This is a genomic window from Vibrio sp. B4-6 (genome assembly GCF_963888245.1).
Classification (GTDB): domain Bacteria; phylum Pseudomonadota; class Gammaproteobacteria; order Enterobacterales; family Vibrionaceae; genus Vibrio; species Vibrio anguillarum.
The window spans coordinates 51298-67095 of sequence record NZ_CAWPIM010000002.1 but is presented as its reverse complement, the minus strand read 5'-3'; the positions used below and the strand labels follow the sequence as shown (position 1 = coordinate 67095).

Genomic DNA, 15798 nt, shown 5'->3' with positions numbered 1-15798 from the left:
CCGCCTGTACATAAGGCGGATTTTTTTACTTCACTTTAAATGACATGCGCAGAAATACTAAGGCGCGGAATCCACCACTACGGGCAAGTAATGTTTAGGCTCAAGTTTCAACCACTCTGGTAACACAGTCCCGATTGAGATTGAAGACCAAGTTCCAGAAATAATACCGATGAACATTGCAATAGCAAACCCTTCAAGCGGCTCCCCGCCCATTAACCACAATGCGGAAACGGTGAGTAATGTCGTACCCGAAGTCACCATAGTGCGTGAAAACGTCGCAATCACAGCTTGGTCGGTAATCTCTTTGGTTGGCGTGCTTTGCTTAGCCACGAGCAGTTCACGAATACGGTCGGCAATGATAATAGAGTCGTTCAATGAATAACCCAATACCGCCAGTACCGCCGCAAACACGGTTAGGTTGAACTCCATTTGTGTCAGGGCAAAGAAACCGAGCACTAAAATAACGTCATGCATCAAAGCCAACAACGAGCCGCTCGCTAAACGCCATTCAAAGCGGAAACACAAGTAACCTAAGATACACAGTAAGCAGATCATCAACGCTAAACTACCTTGCTCCACCAGATCTTGTCCCACTTGCGAGCCGACCATACTGTTGCTCACCACCGTCACATACTCAGAGACATCGCTGAGCAAAGTTGGAATGTTAGGCGTCTCTTGATCGCTTTCAGGAAGCGCGTAGCGGATAACCCAACGTCCTTCTTCACCTGCTTTGGTGAGCATCGTTGAATCTCCTAATGTAGGTTTCAACGCTTGCAGTAACTCTTTGTTGGTGAGGGTTTTATCGACCGTGACTTCGGTGACCATCCCACCAGTAAAATCCAAACCCATGTTGAGGCCTTTCACACCAAACGCCACTAATGAGATCAGCATCAATGTCACAGAAAGTACGCTCGTGATGTAACGAATTGGACGAATATGGCTTTTCAAATAATCAATCATGTTTATACCCTTACATCACGACGAGCATCTCGTCCCCAAATGAGATTGATAACCGCACGCGAAGCAAACACACCGCTGAACATACTGGTCATAATGCCGAGCCCTAAGGTCAGGGCAAAGCCTTGGATTGGACCATTACCGATCGAATAAAGAATCACGGCGGTGATCATAGTGGTGACGTTGGCGTCAAGAATGGTGCTAAAGGCGCTGCTAAACCCAGAATCAATCGCTTGGGCGAAATTACGTCCTTCCGCAATTTTGTCTTTGATACGTTCAAAAATCAGCACGTTGGTATCGACGGCCATGCCGACCGTCAAAACCAGACCTGCAATCCCCGGTAAGGTCAGCACAGCACCCGGCAATAAGGCAATCAGGCCAATGAGACACACCATGTTAAACAGCAACGCCGCGTTCGCCACCCAGCCTAAACGGCGATACCAAAGCGCCATAAAAGTCAGCGTTAATGCCATACCTAAGGCTAATGCGGCAAAACCATTTTGAATGTTTTCTGCGCCCAATGAAGCGCCGATGGTACGCTCCTCTACGATAGTCACAGGCGCGGTTAATGAACCTGCGCGCAGCAATAAAGCCAGCTGCTGTGCTTCTTCCATCGAACCTGCACCAGTGATTCTAAATTGGCTACCCAGCTGCGATTGAATGGTCGCAACACTGATCACTTTTTCGCTACGCTCTGTTTCGCCACGAGCATTGGTGGTGTATTCACGGTACACGGTCGCCATCGGCTTACCGATATGCTTGGATGAGAAATCACTCATGATTTTGCCACCCGCGTGGTCAAGTGAGATGTTGACCTCAGACATTCCCACTTGGTCAATACCTGCGCGCGCATTAACAATGTGATCGCCGGTTAATACAGGGCGTTTAGTAAGTACAACATTGCGGCCATTTTCATCTTTTAGCACAATGTCTTGCGACGTAAACGCTTCGCTGGGTGATTTCGCCTCATAAAAAGCAAGGCTCGCCGTCGCACCAATCACGTTTTTCGCTTGTGATGGGTCTTGCACGCCCGGTAATTCGATACGAATGCTGTGTTCACCTTGGCGCTGAACCATGGCTTCAGTGATGCCTAGCTCTTCAATGCGATCACGCATAATCTTGAGGTTCTGTTGCAGCGTCGTTGATTGGAAATCGACTCGATTCTGTTTTGAAGGCTTGATCAGCAGTTGATCAGAAGAGCGTTGGATATCCCACCCTGAATAAGTCTCTTTAAGAAATGCATTGATTTTATTGAGATCTTCCGCTGAATTGCTCATTACTTTGAAGCCATCAATACCTTCAGAGCTAACTTTCACGCTGCGAAGACGCTCGTCACGAAGCTTATCTTTCACGGTATCGATCATGCTGTCACGCTGCTCTTGGAACGCTTTATCCACGTCAACGTTCAGCAAAAATTGCACACCACCACGCAGGTCCAATCCTAGTTTAATCGGGTTAAAACCTAAATTTGTCAACCATGTTGGTGCAACCGAAACGTAAGAGAACGTAATACTGTCTTCTTTTTCAATCATGCCATCGAGTAATTCTCTGGCGTGCGTTTGCTGGACTTCATCAGCAAAGACTAAGGTCGTTTTCCCACCTTGCTGCTGTATGTTTTGTACCGCAATATCGTTTTTTTCGAGTAGATGAGTTAATTCCACGACCGAATTAAGCGTCTCATTTTTAGAGGAGACTTGCAGTTGAATAGACGGCTGTTCGCCGTACCAGGTGGGTATAGCGCTCAAGGCAAGCACAACCAAAGTGGCGGCCAATACGATATACTTCCACGCAGAATAGTGATTAATAAGACGTGCTGACGCCTTTTTATTTTGTGTTTTTTTCATACCAATCCTCTCAGCAAAGCTGAGTTGTTATTACTTTAAATAAACAAGTTAAATGAACAAGCGAATGACTTTGTCACTTGATATAAAGTAAGAGGGATCAGTACTGGCTATTTAACGCCACATACATGGCATTCGTTTCTTTCCAACCAGAAATTCTGTGGTTAGAACTATAGGGGCGAGCTTGCCATGCCGCCAACTCAGCGACAGGAAAAAGATAAAGCCTAAAGGGAGCGACGGTGACGTCGTAATTGGGTGTGTTATCGACAAAAGTGGGGCCATCGTATTCAACGACTCGGGAAGTTACCCCCCAACGAGACGCGGTGACGATTGCAGCAGAAGTGTCTGAGTGAAGCGATTTTGATACGGGTGGAGCCGTTTGTTTATCTTGTTGATCAGAGATAGGTTGTTGAATAGCAATAGCTTGAGGCAATGTTTGCTGATAAACAATCGCCGTGAGCGAGGTTTTTTCACCATGTTGTAGGATAACTTTACGTTCAGCGTGGCTGTGCGTTTCACTCTCAATTAAATAGCCGAACGCTTGCGAAGGCAGAACCACCGCAAGAAGCGTAAACCAGACATATTTAATAAAGTGCCAATGCATGAAAAAATCATTCCTCTCAACTCAAGCAGGCATCATATTCCTGACAACCATAAGCCTCAAGTAAAAAGATCTAAATGCTCTTATCACTTTAGCTAATGAGAAGCGTAAAATATTTCTTTGCTTTGTATATCAAAGTAAATTTTGTTGGCTAACTTACGGCCACCACAATACACAAAATAAACCTCACGTTCTTGATATTTGAGCGACTTTACCCAGCCACCAAGCTCTTCAAAATCTTCTGGTACGCAGGTTTCATTTTTCAGCAACTCATCGGTTTTCTGCACAAAAGCCGTTTCATAGAGTTTAAAATCATCCGAATTCGCAATGTACTGCGTGACCGTTTTACGGCGCTCCTCTGCCGTGATCAGCGGGGCTTGCTCCACTAAACCATCCAAAGGTATCCACTCCGCGACTTCCGGCCCGTTTTCCTCATAGACAAAATAATCGGTAATGCGGCCAAAACCTGCTTTGCGCTCCAAGATTTTCACCTTATCACCACGGTATAGAACCCGCTCAATAAACGCTTGTGCATCGGGCTTTTCTCTCACCCCGAGCTTTGCTAAATCGACATATAAATCATTAACGAGCGGTTTTGGTGGCAAGGCCGTTTTAGGAGCCGCCTCAGTGGTTGGCACTTGCTCTTCATCGTTCGAACTCGACGAATCGGCCTGCAGTGCTTCTTGCTCAGGAAGATAATAAAGAAAGTAATAGCCAGCGCCTGCGCCCGCCAGCCCAAGCAGCAATAATAGAAACATCAGCATTTTTTTCATCTTGCTGCTCATTCCTTTCTTGTTGTGCGCAACCTTGTTCGGCGCGGCACGCTTTAATTGTTCGTTAATTATAGTTGAAATCTCCGAATGTCATTTTTACTCACTATTCGAACCAATAGCGATACTAACGACAGCCTAATCCTGAACTTGATGCTATGCGTCAATCTTATGCAAAATCAGTCCCTTTTATTGGGTGAAGCTCCCACTATCATCATGAACCATATCATTATCAAGCTCATGAATCGTACCGATACGACAGCGCTTACCAGCTATTTGGCTCCTTTTAAAACAGGAGCCTTTTTTCTAGATATGCCTAATCACAATCAAGCCACATTCCACCATTTTAACCAAACATCAGCACATCACCATGTTGAAGCACTTCTAATTTAGGACCGAGTAAATGGATGGTACCCGGCAATTCTGGGATTCGCTGACCGTCAAATTTAAGTGTTACATGCCCAAGCTCCGCAAGATTTTGGTTCGCCACACTGCCGACTGCCGTCACAACAAAACCGAGATCCCCAATTAATAAAGTGGTGTTGTGGTCAATCAATCCATACAACGAAGATCCAGAGTGTATGAAGCAATATTCCTTCACCGCATCAGGGGCGCTCGGGCCGAATAAAATCACCATATCATCATGCAGTGAGTCTTTAGCATAATCGCCAGCGGACAAAATCGTCGTTTGATACTGAAGCATATGCCCTCACTGATAAATGAAGAATGAGATAAGCCAAGCAATCAGCACCGTTGGCGCACCTGTAAGAAAACGAGAGTAAAGTACCGAAGGCACACCGACCTGTACCGTTTCGGGCTTAGCGTCTGCAAGGCCAAGCCCTACAGGGATGAAATCACAAGCAGCTTGAGCATTTATGGCAAACAAAGCGGGTAATGCTAAGTGCGGTGGGATATTTCCCATACCGATCTGAGTCCCGATAAGTACACCGATCACTTGCGCAATCACCGCACCTGGTCCAAGAAAGGGTGACAGAAACGGAAATGAACAGATCAAGGCAATCGTCAGTAAACCGATCGGGTTCCCTGCTAATGGCTCCAAAGTATGAGCAATTAAATCACCTAACCCAGACGCGAGAATAACCCCAATCAACATTGAAACAAACGCCATAAAAGGCAGAATGGTTTTAAGTACGGTATCAATGGTTTCACGCCCAGCCTGATTAAAGGTCGCCATCACCGAGCCCATACCGATCCCCACTTTAGCCAGTAAGCTATCTGTTTGTTGGCTAAGCTTCTTCGTCGTGTCAATGGATTGGGGCTGAGATAGGATTGGCTCACAAAACGTGGTTTTGTGATCATCTACCAAGGAAAAACAACCACTGCGTATGCCAGATGCATAAATATCTTCCTGAATATATTGTGCCAAAGGGCCACTTTGACCTGTAGCATGGATATTTAATGTCGGAATACCTTTTTTGGGATAAAGCCCACAACGCAATGTGCCACCACAGTCAATCACTACACAAGCGACTCGTTCATCGGGAACAAAATGTTCAAAGCCGTTAACCGCTTGCATTCCCGTCAACGCCACTATCTCATCAATAAAATGGGGACGAGTCCCTGCTGTGATGTAGATGATCTTCTTGTCAACCTCAACCGGAATGAATAGCGGGCCACCCCATCCACCCTGCCCTCGGTTTACTTTCAATACCGTCATCATTTTTCCTCAACCACGTTAAGATCGACTTTATCGCTGAATACTACACCTTGTTGTCTAGCCACAAACATAGTCGTCATATCGGTTACCCAACCGCGTAAAAAGTTGGTCACTAAGCCAACCAGCAAATAGGAAATAGCGAGAGGACCGAGCGATAAGCCCTGTTGAGTGATCCCAGCGGCAATGCCTAGATAAATAAACAATTCACTAGGATTTACATGAGGGAACATACCATTCATGGTGTGGCAACTGTAGGAGGCAGAGGCATAATAAGAAGGTTTGTACTTTTCAGGTAAGAAACGCCCTAGGCTGAGCACCATGGGATTACAAAAAACAAAGGTTCCTACTGTCGGCAAGAGCAAATAGCGAGATATAGGATTAGACGCACTTTTCTGAGCTAACACTTCTATACGCTGTTGGCCAATAAAACGGATCAACGCATTCATGGCAACTAATAAACAGATCAGCACTGGGAGTACTTGTGCCACCATTTCGCTAAACACTTCACCGCCTTTCTCAAACAGACCAATAAACCATTCCGCTCCCTCGATTATCCAATCCATACCTTCGGCTCTTAAATTATGTGGGGATAGTTGGAGTGTTTCCGTTATTGATATATTGAAAAAGAGGCAAAAGAGAAAAGCGTGAATTCAATCACCGATAACTTTTATTTTAAAAGTAAAAAATTGAAATCGGCGACAAAATAAAAAGAAAGCCAACTAGCCTCCTTTCATAAATGGGGTTTATGGAGTGACTTAGGAGCCAACGGTGATCACTTGGATACCTTTCTCTTCCAAATACGTCCGATCCTCTGCTGCGATAAGGTTATCTGTGACAACTATATCGATTTTATCTAGCGGAACCACCACGTTAGGGCTACGACGGCCAAACTTACTTGAATCGGTCACGACAATGATCTGATTGGCTGCTTGGCACATCGCCTGGCTGACTTGATACGCTTCGTTGTAGGTTGTTGTTCCCTGCGCAAGGTCAAAACCATCAGCACCAATAAAGAGTTTATCGAAAGAAAACTGTTTAAATGCTTGCTCAGCCAGCGTGCCATGGAAAGACGCTGATTTTCGGCGATACGTTCCGCCCGGAACCAATACAGTATGTTCCGCATCCAAATTCGCTACTGCGTTTACGATGTGAATACTGTTCGTCATCAATGTCAGTGACATCACCTGTTCAAAATGCGGCACCATCTGCAGTGTGGTACTGCCACAGTCCAGAATGATCGAATCCCCATCCTTGACCAGTTGTGAAGCGGCTTTAGCGATTAAGCATTTACGTTCAAGGTTCACCGTCTGCTTTTCATCCATCGAACGGTCTTCCAAAATGACGCTATTAGCGATACAAGCTTCAGCTGCTCCGTAACGGCGAATAACAAGCCCTTCTTCCTCTAACGAACGTAAATCACTGCGTATTGTAGCTCCGGATGTTTCAAAGGTATCCGCCAGATCGTTCACTGACGTTTTCCCATTAACACGCAGATAATCCAGCAACTGCGCTCTTCTGTTATCTAAATTCATAGCATCAACTTCATTATTAAACTGATAGCAGTTTATAACAGTTCCCTTTCAACTTAAAAGAAAAAGGGGGAACATTCTTTCATTACTGCCTAGAAATTGCGACGTTTAACGCTTCTTGAACATTAGAATCCAGTTTAAATATGAGTGATTCAGGGATAGGTAGTGATTGACCAATGAGTTGATCTAGTGTCTTTGGTCTAGCAAATACAGAAATACCCTTCATCACTTGGGCATCTACAACATGCTGATCTTCATCTTCAACCAACACCAGTACGGTACGCGGTTTCCATCGGCTTTGGGTGCGGCCTATCTTGACTTTCCCTTTATGAGTCATAGATTGAAGCATCCGATTAAAAGATCGAATCTGCAAATAACCTAAGACGATCTGTATCATCCAAGCTCCTGCAGCAAAATAAATAAGTACCGTTGTTGAGTCCATCTCATACCTCTTGTCAAAAAGGGGCAAGCATAACGCCTGCCCAATATAAGCTGCCCTTATTCTAGGAGCATAGGGCTTAATCCATGGGGGATGGATTAGAACATTACCTGACCACCCGTGATATTGATCGATTGACCAGTACAATAGGCGGCTTCATCGCTGGCGTAAAACTTCAGTACATTGAGAACATCCTGATATTCACATCCTGCCTTAAGTGGCACTTTATCGATATAAATCTGTTCAACCTCTGATTCCGGTACACCCAATTTTTTCGCATACTGAGGTAGCAGTGATTGGAACATAGGGCTTTTCAACAAGTTACCCAACATCAAAGAATGCACCGTGATTTTGTGTTCCGCTAAATCTAACGCAAGTGACTGAGTCAGGCCAACCCCACCAAATTTGGCCGCTGAGTAACCACTGTTATGCTTTGAACCCACTTTACCCGACTTTGAGTTGATCTGAATAATGCGCCCACCACGTTGTTCACGAATCATTACTTTTGATACTTCTCGTGCACAGAGGAAATACCCCGTTAGGTTTACGTCAATCGATAGCTGCCAAGCAGTCAGTGGAAAACCGTCAATCTTGCCAGCCTGAGCTACGCCAGCGCTGTAAACCAGCAGATCAATCCGTCCAAAAAATTCATCTATTTGCCTAACCATATTCACTACACTTTGCTCTTTGGTGGCATCTACCTCCACACCCAGTGCTGTAGCCTGGCCGTATTCTTGATTAATTCTATTAGCCACCTTTTCAGCACTGCAACCATTTAAATCGGCGACCGCAACTCGATAACCTTCATTAGCCAAACCTAAGCACAGAAATTCACCTAGAGTCTGACCACCACCAACCACTAACGCAACTTTACTCATAACTTACACCTTACTTAGAGGGTGCCCCATCGTAGGCATAGAGCACCCATACTGACTATTAATTTAAAAAGACAATTTCATCACCGCAGCGCACTTGCTGAGGTCGTTCACCATTGACATGAAGACAACCCGGATATTCAGCTTCAACTAAGGCATCAAACCGTATGGTAATGTGCCCAAGTTCTGCAAGGTTTTGATTGACCACCTCACCAACCGCTGTAATCGGATACTGATACCTTCCCAATTGCATCACACCACCGGGTTTGATATTCCCCTTGAGTGCGTCATGCGTGTGGATGAAGCAATACTCTGCCGCATCTTTTGGGGCAATATTACTGAAGATGATCATCATATCGTCTTCCAACGCACTATTGGCAAACTCACCAATGCTCTCGATCTTGACTTGATATAGTGGCGACATTGCTCACCTCCTATTGATAGATAAATAGAGACACAAACCAAGCCAGTAGAACGGTAGGTGCGCCAGTAAGGAAGCGTGAATACAGTACCGAAGGAACACCTATTTCAACGGTTCTCGGCTTAGCTTCTGCCATACCCAACCCAACCGGGATGAAATCACAAGCCGCTTGAGCATTGATGGCAAATAAAGCGGGCAACGCGAGATGTGGTGGTATATTGCCAAGACCAATTTGGGTGCCGACTAATACACCAATAACTTGAGCGATAACCGCACCGGGGCCAAGGAATGGAGAAAGCAACGGGAACGAGCAGATCAACGCAAGCGTTACTAACCCTAGTGGATTTTGCGCCAAAGGCGTCAATACATGCGCGATCACATCGCCCAAACCAGAGGCAATGATCACCCCAATCAGCATGGAGACGAATGCCATAAAAGGCAAAATCGTTTTCAAAATGGTGTCAATGGCTTCACGCCCAGCTTGGTAGAAGGTCGCCATCACCGAACCCATCCCAATGCCGATCCGAGCCAACAAGCTGTCACTTTGCTGAGTTAGTTTTTTACTCGTATCGTATTTGTTTGTCGCCAAATTCTCGTTCGAGAGTTCATCTCTTAGTGGTGGTTGCATTGATCCCCCCTCGCTGCCTACTAGCTGAATGTCACGCTCACGCACACCCGATACATAAATATCTTCAGTGATGAATTCAGCCAATGGTCCGCTTTTACCCGTAGCGTGAATATTAACTGTCGGTATCCGTTTTTTTGGATACAAACCGCAGCGCAATGTTCCACCACAGTCGATGACCGCAACACCAATTTCTTCATCGGACACACTAGTTTTGAAACCATCAACCGCTTCATAACCGGTAAGCTCAACAATACGGTCGACAATCGCAGGGCGAGTACCACCCGTAATGTAAAACACCTTTTTATCGGCTTCGATCGGCAACTCCAATGGGCCACCCCAACCGCCACTACCTTTCTGTATACGTAATACTTTCGTCATTTTTATTGCCCCATTAACCTACGTGAACCTGACGCTCTAACTGAACACCCTGTTGACGTTCAACCATAGTTGTAGTGAAGTCAGTGACCCACCCACGGAAGAAATTCGTCACCATACCAACCAACAAATAGCTAACCGCAAGAGGTCCAAGCGGCAGACCGAGCGTTGTCAGGCCACTAGCGATACCTAGATAGACAAACAACTCACCAGGGTTAATGTGCGGAAATAAACCATTCATCGAGTGACAGCTATATGAAGCCGCCGCGTAATAGGAAGGTTTATAACGTTCAGGTAAAAAACGACCGAGACTCAATGTCATCGGGTTACAGAAAATGAAGGTGCCGATAACTGGCAATATCAAATAGCGAGAGATCGGATTGCCTGCACTACTCTGTGCCAGTTTCTCCACTCGTTCTTGACCCACCAACCGGATAAGCGCATTCATCGCCACCAGCAGTGCAATTAGTAAAGGTAGAATACCGGTTACCATCCCCGTAAACACCTCTCCTCCTTTTTGAAATAGTCCGATAAACCATTCCGCTCCGTGAATTATCCATTCCATAATCAAACCTCATTGTTGTTATTGGCTTAGTGTCAAAGTACGTATTTATACTTCCACTTTACATTTCAAATTAAAAGCCTCAACTTTCATTTAAATGATAAAGATCACAAAACAATTTTCACAATGAAACCAACAACAACGAAATAACAAGGGATGAAAACGAATTAACAACTAAGAGGCATTACCCATTCCTGATCTACTTTAAACGCTAAAAATCAATAACCTCAAACCCAAATAAAACATAACTGCATGTATTTAATATATATTAAATAAAATAAGTTTTTATTAGGCCGCATTCGACAGGTATTGTCTGACCGTAAAGAAGCCACGATCCATCAGTATCATGATTAAAATAACTACAGACAATCCTTAAAGCAGTTTAATCAAAGCCACATACTAATTTTCAAACCAAAAGAAAACAACGAGAATGTCACAAAAATGATTTCAGTATGAAAACCCATAAAGTAGGCTGTAAGCGCTACAGAATCACGCTTTACATTTTTTGATACGGTGGCTCGATATCAAACAGGAAGAACCCGAGAGCAGGAAAGAGTTTTGGTAGGGAAATTGATTAAAAATTTAAACTGGCCTTAACCTCTCATTGCCACTACCTCAACTCGTTTTTGTCACTCTGCACAACACCAATAAAGGTGATAACAAAAAGAGGATGGACTATGGTGTTTAGCGAAGAGGATCGCCAAGCCTTATACAATGTATGGATGTCACAAAAGGCTAAAATGCATTTGACTCAGATGGAGATGGCTAAGCGACTTAACCTTACTCAACTTGAGTTCTCACATCTTTTACGAGGGGATAGCTCTTTATCGATGACGTTTATCAGTCAATTCTGTCGTCATCTACATATTGAGCCGCACAGGGTACTACCGAGTTTGAAACAGACCGCCACCAGCGAGGTAAAAGCGATCTGTTTAAAAAACCGAATAAGTGTTGATGGTGATATCCAGCATGTTTCTATAGAAGGTAATCAGGTGATCATTGAATACATTCATTATGCCTAATTATTGCGCTACAGCGGCTTGCTCTTGCACTAACGGCTCAGAGCGGTAATTCTCACCGGCTAAAATATCGTAATGAATCACGGTGTCGTTATTGAATTTCGAGAAATCGTAGTAGGCGGTGTAAGCGTTAAATTCAACTAAATCTTTTTTATCTTTCATTTTCCCATTAGTATAAAAACTGCAAGCCAAGCCTGTAGACCATTCATCTAAGTCTTCGTAATATCTTGCTCTACAGTTTTTTGCTTCAATAGAAGAACCAAGCTCAATTGATCTATTATAATATTCATTGCCTGCTGGTGAAACTCGTAACTTGGCAAAACCAACAGTATCAAATTTGTTGTATGCTTGAATGGAAAAGTCTCTTAATTCCACTATACAATTTTGTTCATTTTTATACGTTTGGTAAGGGATCCTAAATTCATAACGTGAATCATCTTTAGCAAAATTATGCGTAATTTTTTGGCTTATCTTTCCTCCTTTATGGGATTTTTGACCAAATAAATCGTAGGAATAGGCCTCACACTCATCTCCTGTCACCCAAAAATGAGTCCAAACTTCTAAATAAGCATCTATAGGCTTTTTGCCTGATATAGTAATATAGGACTCATCAGGTTCATCACCCAAAATATTCGGTTGAGAAGTCTGGTAATAATTATACCCAAGAAAAAACAATGCGATGAATAGTACAATAATTGATATTCGCTTTTTCCTATTGCTATTAGCGATAAATTTCACTATTTCGGCCCTTGCTCTTTATCTAACGGTTCAGAGCGGTAATTCTCGCCGGCTAAAACATTAAATTTTATTATCGTATCATCAGAAAACTGAGAAAAATCGTAATAGAACTCATAAGGTCTAACATCTTTTAGTCTGGATTTATTACCAACAAAATACTCACAGTTAAACCATCCATCCCACATATCGTTTTTCCCTTGGTGGAATTCAGCATTACAATCTCGTGCTTCTATTATCATCGATGTAGAAATAGCCTTTTCATAAGGCAGCTCGCCCTGAGGATAAGCTCTAAATCCTGCGATTCCATCAAAGTTATTTAAGACATTTACCTGAAAATCTCTCAATTCAATATTGCAATCATTATTATCTGCTACAGATTTAAAAGGTAAACGTAATTCATAACCGTTTGGATCGTCTGAAAAATTATAGGTATATTTTTTGTCAATTTTCCCTCCCTGATGAGCTTTACGGCCAAACATATCATAGGAATAGGTTTTACATTCATCGCCCGTTACCCAAAATGCAGCCCATGCAACTATGTGAGCATCGGTTGGTTTTTTACCTGTGATCGTAATATAGGGTTCATCAGGTTCATCGCCCCAAATATTCGGTTGAATGCTTTGGTAATAATCGAATCCAAGAAAAACTAATACAATGAATAATACAACAATTGATATTTGTTTTTTCCTGTTGGCATTAGCGATAAATATCACTATTGCGGCCCTTTCTCTTTATCTAACGGTTCAGAACGGTAATTATCACCGGCTAAAATATCGTAATGAATCACGATGTCGTTATTGAATTTCGAGAAATCATAATAAGCGCTGTAGGCGTTGAATTCTTGATCTTGACTTTTTCTCTTACCATCAATGTAGTAATAACAGCCAAAACCATTTGTCCATTGATTGAACTTTTCAGAGTAATATGCGCCACAATCCTTTGCGACAATTGATAAATCAGGCTCAATTGCTCGATTATAATATTCTTTTCCTGCCTGTGAAACTCGTAACTGAGCAAAGCCAGCACTGCCAAATGAGTTATAAGCCTGAATAGAAAAATCTCTTAATTCCACTATACAATTTTGTGAATTTTTATACGTTTTAAAAGGGATCCTAAATTCATAATTTGAATCATCTTTAGCAAAATCATGCGTAATTTTCTGGCTTATCTTTCCTCCTTTATGGGATTTTTGACCAAATAAATCGTAGGAATAGGCCTCACACTCATCTCCTGTCACCCAAAAATGAGTCCAAACTTCTAAATAAGCATCTATAGGCTTTTTGCCTGATATAGTAATATAGGACTCATCAGGTTCATCACCCCAAATATTCGGTTGAGAAGTCTGGTAATAACCAGACCCAAGAAAAAACAATGCGATAAATAATACAACAATTGATATTCGCTTTTTCATTGTGAGGTTATTCAATAACTTCATTGCAGCTGTTCCTTAATTTCATCAGGTAATGTTTTCTGCGCTATTAATAGTTTTGCTAAAGGTAAACGCTCAGGGTCAGAGACTATCTGCTTGAGCTCTCCTCTTATTTTATTGCGATTCTCTATTAGTTTATTTATAGAATTCATCTCATTCATCAAACGTCCGATGCTCAACGCTGGTGTAGCATTTCCTAAAGATTCAGCCCAAGTTTGTTTAACGGTGAGATAATTTCCCTGTAAAGTAGCAATTTCTTGATCGAGAGCTGATATTGCTTGTTGGTAATGCACCATTAAACTTTCATTACTTAAAGAATACATTTGTTGCCACAAATTAGGGATATAATATTCCATTCCATGTTCTGCAATTGAAGCATCGGACAAGCTATTTACCAAAGTAACAGAATCATTGCTGGCTAATTTTGCCAGATCTAGCATAGTGATTTGTGTTTGCCTTGGCGTCAATAAAATCTGGCCAGAATCATTATAAGTTAATAACTGCGATAAATGACCATGGTGGAGATAATTATCATCGTCGTTATCGGTGAGCATTTTCTTAATCAACGTTATACCGCTACTAAATACATCCCATCTATTGAATCCCTCAGTCAAATCAGTATTCGTCCAAATCATCGGTATCTGTGGTACTAGATCATGGTTATTAACGTGGCGGCAATGCTGAATATCTTGGTAGCGAATAACAAAACTGCGCGTTCCCGTACGTGGCATTCCATATGTATATAAACGCAATACTGAAGGATGATAACGATCTTTAATCAGTGCACTTAGTAACAATGCACCAGCACCACCTAAACTATGGCCACAGAGATAAAATCGTTTAGTAGAGTGATTTTTTAAAATATGATCAGCTAGTAGTGTATTTTTCCACAACGCCATCGAATATTGATAAAACCCTCGATGGACATACGTTCCACCAAACTCTTCGGGGGCGATTTGAGCAGCATCAAGGTCCGTTATAATAAGGTCTTTCATTCCTGGTGAATCGGTAGCACTTTCTACCTTATCCGCAATCACAGCCGCCATACCTGAAGCCGCTTTTATAATTTTAAATTTAGTATTATTAACAGGTGGTTTCTTACTCTGGAAATAAGGCTCTGTACCTCTCACACCTATAATCGCCAATTCATCGTTAAAGATGATGTAACCTTCACTCCCAACATCATCCTCGGCATAATATTGAGCACTTAAAGCTCTGCTGTATGGTATCTCTTCTAGTAGCCATTTCGCCTGTAAATCCCCAGAATAAGCAGGTCTTTCTTTGCGCTTTAACTGAGAAATTACCGTACTAATCGCACCCTGATTATCTGTTGTCTTGCCATCATCCCTATTAAAATCGTTAGTCGCATAAGCCAATTTCGATAACAACGCAAAGGTATAACTATTCACCAAACTAAATTCATCGGTATCAATAATCACTGGCATATAACTGCGCAGTGCTTTGATTTCGAAAACGTAACTTTGGTTGTGGCTAAGGCTGAACCCTGCTTTTTCCGCAGAGGCATTGGTATCTATCCCTTTATGATGCTCTTGCAAAAACTCATCTTGAGGGGCTTCATCCCAAAAATCACCTATGGTGGTGCTGTGATACCGTTTCGGGTTTTGCTCAGCAGCATCAAACTCTGCCGATGCGCGGGTTTTCACTGGCGACTCTTGCCCTTCTTTACGGCTGACGTACTTTTCGACTTCGCTTAACAAAGAGGCTTGGCTGACGGAAGCGCGCCATTCACCTGCGGCAATATTTGCAAATAATACTTTACCGGCGCTGGTGGTTTGCGTGTGTGTGTTGGAGGTAATTTTGTTCGTAATAGTGACGGCAAGGCCATCAATCGGTTCATCGTTTTCACTCATGAACTCCAGTTCCAACCAGTTTTTCTCGGGGTTGCACTGCACGCAATGGTTAAATGAATCCATGA

18 protein-coding genes are annotated in these 15798 nt (G+C 42.9%); 1 reads left to right on the top strand and 17 read right to left on the bottom strand.

What is annotated here, in order from left to right; genetic code table 11:
* Positions 1-57 precede the first annotated feature (57 nt).
* From secF to srlA (AACV20_RS00605), 13 genes are all read right to left on the bottom strand, one after another.
* A complete protein-coding gene (gene secF / locus AACV20_RS00665) occupies positions 58-960 on the bottom strand; it encodes a protein translocase subunit SecF (RefSeq protein WP_170907779.1) in 903 nt (300 codons plus the stop codon).
* A gap of 2 nt (positions 961-962) precedes the next feature.
* Positions 963-2801 carry a protein translocase subunit SecD gene (gene secD, locus AACV20_RS00660; protein WP_017045370.1) on the bottom strand — a complete coding sequence of 613 codons (1839 nt, stop codon included), beginning with the start codon at positions 2799-2801 and terminating at the stop codon, positions 963-965.
* Between the two features lie 97 nt (positions 2802-2898).
* On the bottom strand, positions 2899-3402 hold the full coding sequence (locus AACV20_RS00655; RefSeq protein ID WP_047691255.1) for a hypothetical protein: 504 nt from the start codon (positions 3400-3402) through the stop codon (positions 2899-2901).
* 92 nt (positions 3403-3494) lie between these two features.
* Positions 3495-4172, bottom strand: a complete 678-nt coding sequence (locus AACV20_RS00650; protein WP_249929773.1) for an SH3 domain-containing protein — start codon at positions 4170-4172, stop codon at positions 3495-3497.
* 343 nt (positions 4173-4515) lie between these two features.
* A complete protein-coding gene (locus AACV20_RS00645) occupies positions 4516-4872 on the bottom strand; it encodes a PTS glucitol/sorbitol transporter subunit IIA (RefSeq protein ID WP_013868513.1) in 357 nt (118 codons plus the stop codon).
* A gap of 6 nt (positions 4873-4878) precedes the next feature.
* On the bottom strand, positions 4879-5850 hold the full coding sequence (gene srlE / locus AACV20_RS00640) for a PTS glucitol/sorbitol transporter subunit IIB (RefSeq protein ID WP_129533190.1): 972 nt from the start codon (positions 5848-5850) through the stop codon (positions 4879-4881).
* Positions 5847-6410, bottom strand: a complete 564-nt coding sequence (gene srlA / locus AACV20_RS00635) for a PTS glucitol/sorbitol transporter subunit IIC (RefSeq protein ID WP_017045367.1) — start codon at positions 6408-6410, stop codon at positions 5847-5849. Before srlA (AACV20_RS00635) ends, srlE (AACV20_RS00640) begins: the two co-directional genes overlap by 4 nt.
* A 192-nt stretch (positions 6411-6602) precedes the next feature.
* A complete protein-coding gene (srlR, locus tag AACV20_RS00630) occupies positions 6603-7379 on the bottom strand; it encodes a glucitol operon DNA-binding transcriptional repressor SrlR (RefSeq protein WP_013868510.1) in 777 nt (258 codons plus the stop codon).
* 82 nt (positions 7380-7461) lie between these two features.
* On the bottom strand, positions 7462-7818 hold the full coding sequence (locus AACV20_RS00625) for a transcriptional regulator GutM (RefSeq protein ID WP_170907777.1): 357 nt from the start codon (positions 7816-7818) through the stop codon (positions 7462-7464).
* Between the two features lie 95 nt (positions 7819-7913).
* Positions 7914-8693, bottom strand: a complete 780-nt coding sequence (gene srlD, locus AACV20_RS00620; protein ID WP_013868508.1) for a sorbitol-6-phosphate dehydrogenase — start codon at positions 8691-8693, stop codon at positions 7914-7916.
* A gap of 58 nt (positions 8694-8751) precedes the next feature.
* Positions 8752-9114: a PTS glucitol/sorbitol transporter subunit IIA gene (locus AACV20_RS00615; RefSeq protein WP_094151745.1), complete on the bottom strand. Its 363-nt coding sequence runs from the start codon at positions 9112-9114 to the stop codon at positions 8752-8754.
* Positions 9115-9124: 10 nt separating this feature from the next.
* Positions 9125-10117, bottom strand: coding sequence for a PTS glucitol/sorbitol transporter subunit IIB (gene srlE, locus AACV20_RS00610; RefSeq protein WP_170907776.1), 993 nt, complete (start codon positions 10115-10117; stop codon positions 9125-9127).
* Positions 10118-10130: 13 nt separating this feature from the next.
* Positions 10131-10679, bottom strand: coding sequence for a PTS glucitol/sorbitol transporter subunit IIC (gene srlA, locus AACV20_RS00605; RefSeq protein WP_038148604.1), 549 nt, complete (start codon positions 10677-10679; stop codon positions 10131-10133).
* A 674-nt stretch (positions 10680-11353) separates the two neighbouring features.
* Here srlA (AACV20_RS00605) and AACV20_RS00600 point away from each other — a divergent pair.
* Entirely contained in the window at positions 11354-11698 is a 345-nt protein-coding gene (locus AACV20_RS00600) for a helix-turn-helix domain-containing protein (RefSeq protein WP_026027796.1), read from the top strand.
* Here AACV20_RS00600 and AACV20_RS00595 read toward each other — a convergent pair whose 3' ends face one another.
* The 4 genes from AACV20_RS00595 to AACV20_RS00580 are packed head-to-tail and all read right to left on the bottom strand — an operon-like array spanning position 11699 to position 15796.
* Positions 11699-12433, bottom strand: a complete 735-nt coding sequence (locus tag AACV20_RS00595; RefSeq protein WP_170907775.1) for a hypothetical protein — start codon at positions 12431-12433, stop codon at positions 11699-11701. It lies immediately after the preceding gene.
* On the bottom strand, positions 12433-13146 hold the full coding sequence (locus AACV20_RS00590; protein ID WP_170907774.1) for a hypothetical protein: 714 nt from the start codon (positions 13144-13146) through the stop codon (positions 12433-12435). Before AACV20_RS00590 ends, AACV20_RS00595 begins: the two co-directional genes overlap by 1 nt.
* A complete protein-coding gene (locus AACV20_RS00585; protein ID WP_170907773.1) occupies positions 13146-13868 on the bottom strand; it encodes a hypothetical protein in 723 nt (240 codons plus the stop codon). The genes AACV20_RS00590 and AACV20_RS00585 overlap by 1 nt, the downstream gene beginning before the upstream one ends.
* Positions 13865-15796, bottom strand: coding sequence for a lipase family protein (locus AACV20_RS00580; RefSeq protein ID WP_170907772.1), 1932 nt, complete (start codon positions 15794-15796; stop codon positions 13865-13867). Before AACV20_RS00580 ends, AACV20_RS00585 begins: the two co-directional genes overlap by 4 nt.
* Positions 15797-15798 lie beyond the last annotated feature (2 nt).

Bases quoted from the DNA above. Each gene is read 5' to 3' on its own strand.
- secF (WP_170907779.1), bottom strand. From the start codon at position 960: ATGATTGATTATTTGAAAAGCCATATTCGTCCAATTCGTTACATCACG.
- secD (WP_017045370.1), bottom strand. From the start codon at position 2,801: ATGAAAAAAACACAAAATAAAAAGGCGTCAGCACGTCTTATTAATCAC.
- AACV20_RS00655 (WP_047691255.1), bottom strand. From the start codon at position 3,402: ATGCATTGGCACTTTATTAAATATGTCTGGTTTACGCTTCTTGCGGTG.
- AACV20_RS00650 (WP_249929773.1), bottom strand. From the start codon at position 4,172: ATGAAAAAAATGCTGATGTTTCTATTATTGCTGCTTGGGCTGGCGGGC.
- AACV20_RS00645 (WP_013868513.1), bottom strand. From the start codon at position 4,872: ATGCTTCAGTATCAAACGACGATTTTGTCCGCTGGCGATTATGCTAAA.
- srlE (WP_129533190.1), bottom strand. From the start codon at position 5,850: ATGATGACGGTATTGAAAGTAAACCGAGGGCAGGGTGGATGGGGTGGC.
- srlA (WP_017045367.1), bottom strand. From the start codon at position 6,410: ATGGATTGGATAATCGAGGGAGCGGAATGGTTTATTGGTCTGTTTGAG.
- srlR (WP_013868510.1), bottom strand. From the start codon at position 7,379: ATGAATTTAGATAACAGAAGAGCGCAGTTGCTGGATTATCTGCGTGTT.
- AACV20_RS00625 (WP_170907777.1), bottom strand. From the start codon at position 7,818: ATGGACTCAACAACGGTACTTATTTATTTTGCTGCAGGAGCTTGGATG.
- srlD (WP_013868508.1), bottom strand. From the start codon at position 8,693: ATGAGTAAAGTTGCGTTAGTGGTTGGTGGTGGTCAGACTCTAGGTGAA.
- AACV20_RS00615 (WP_094151745.1), bottom strand. From the start codon at position 9,114: ATGTCGCCACTATATCAAGTCAAGATCGAGAGCATTGGTGAGTTTGCC.
- srlE (WP_170907776.1), bottom strand. From the start codon at position 10,117: ATGACGAAAGTATTACGTATACAGAAAGGTAGTGGCGGTTGGGGTGGC.
- srlA (WP_038148604.1), bottom strand. From the start codon at position 10,679: ATGGAATGGATAATTCACGGAGCGGAATGGTTTATCGGACTATTTCAA.
- AACV20_RS00600 (WP_026027796.1), top strand. From the start codon at position 11,354: ATGGTGTTTAGCGAAGAGGATCGCCAAGCCTTATACAATGTATGGATG.
- AACV20_RS00585 (WP_170907773.1), bottom strand. From the start codon at position 13,868: ATGAAGTTATTGAATAACCTCACAATGAAAAAGCGAATATCAATTGTT.
- AACV20_RS00580 (WP_170907772.1), bottom strand. From the start codon at position 15,796: ATGGATTCATTTAACCATTGCGTGCAGTGCAACCCCGAGAAAAACTGG.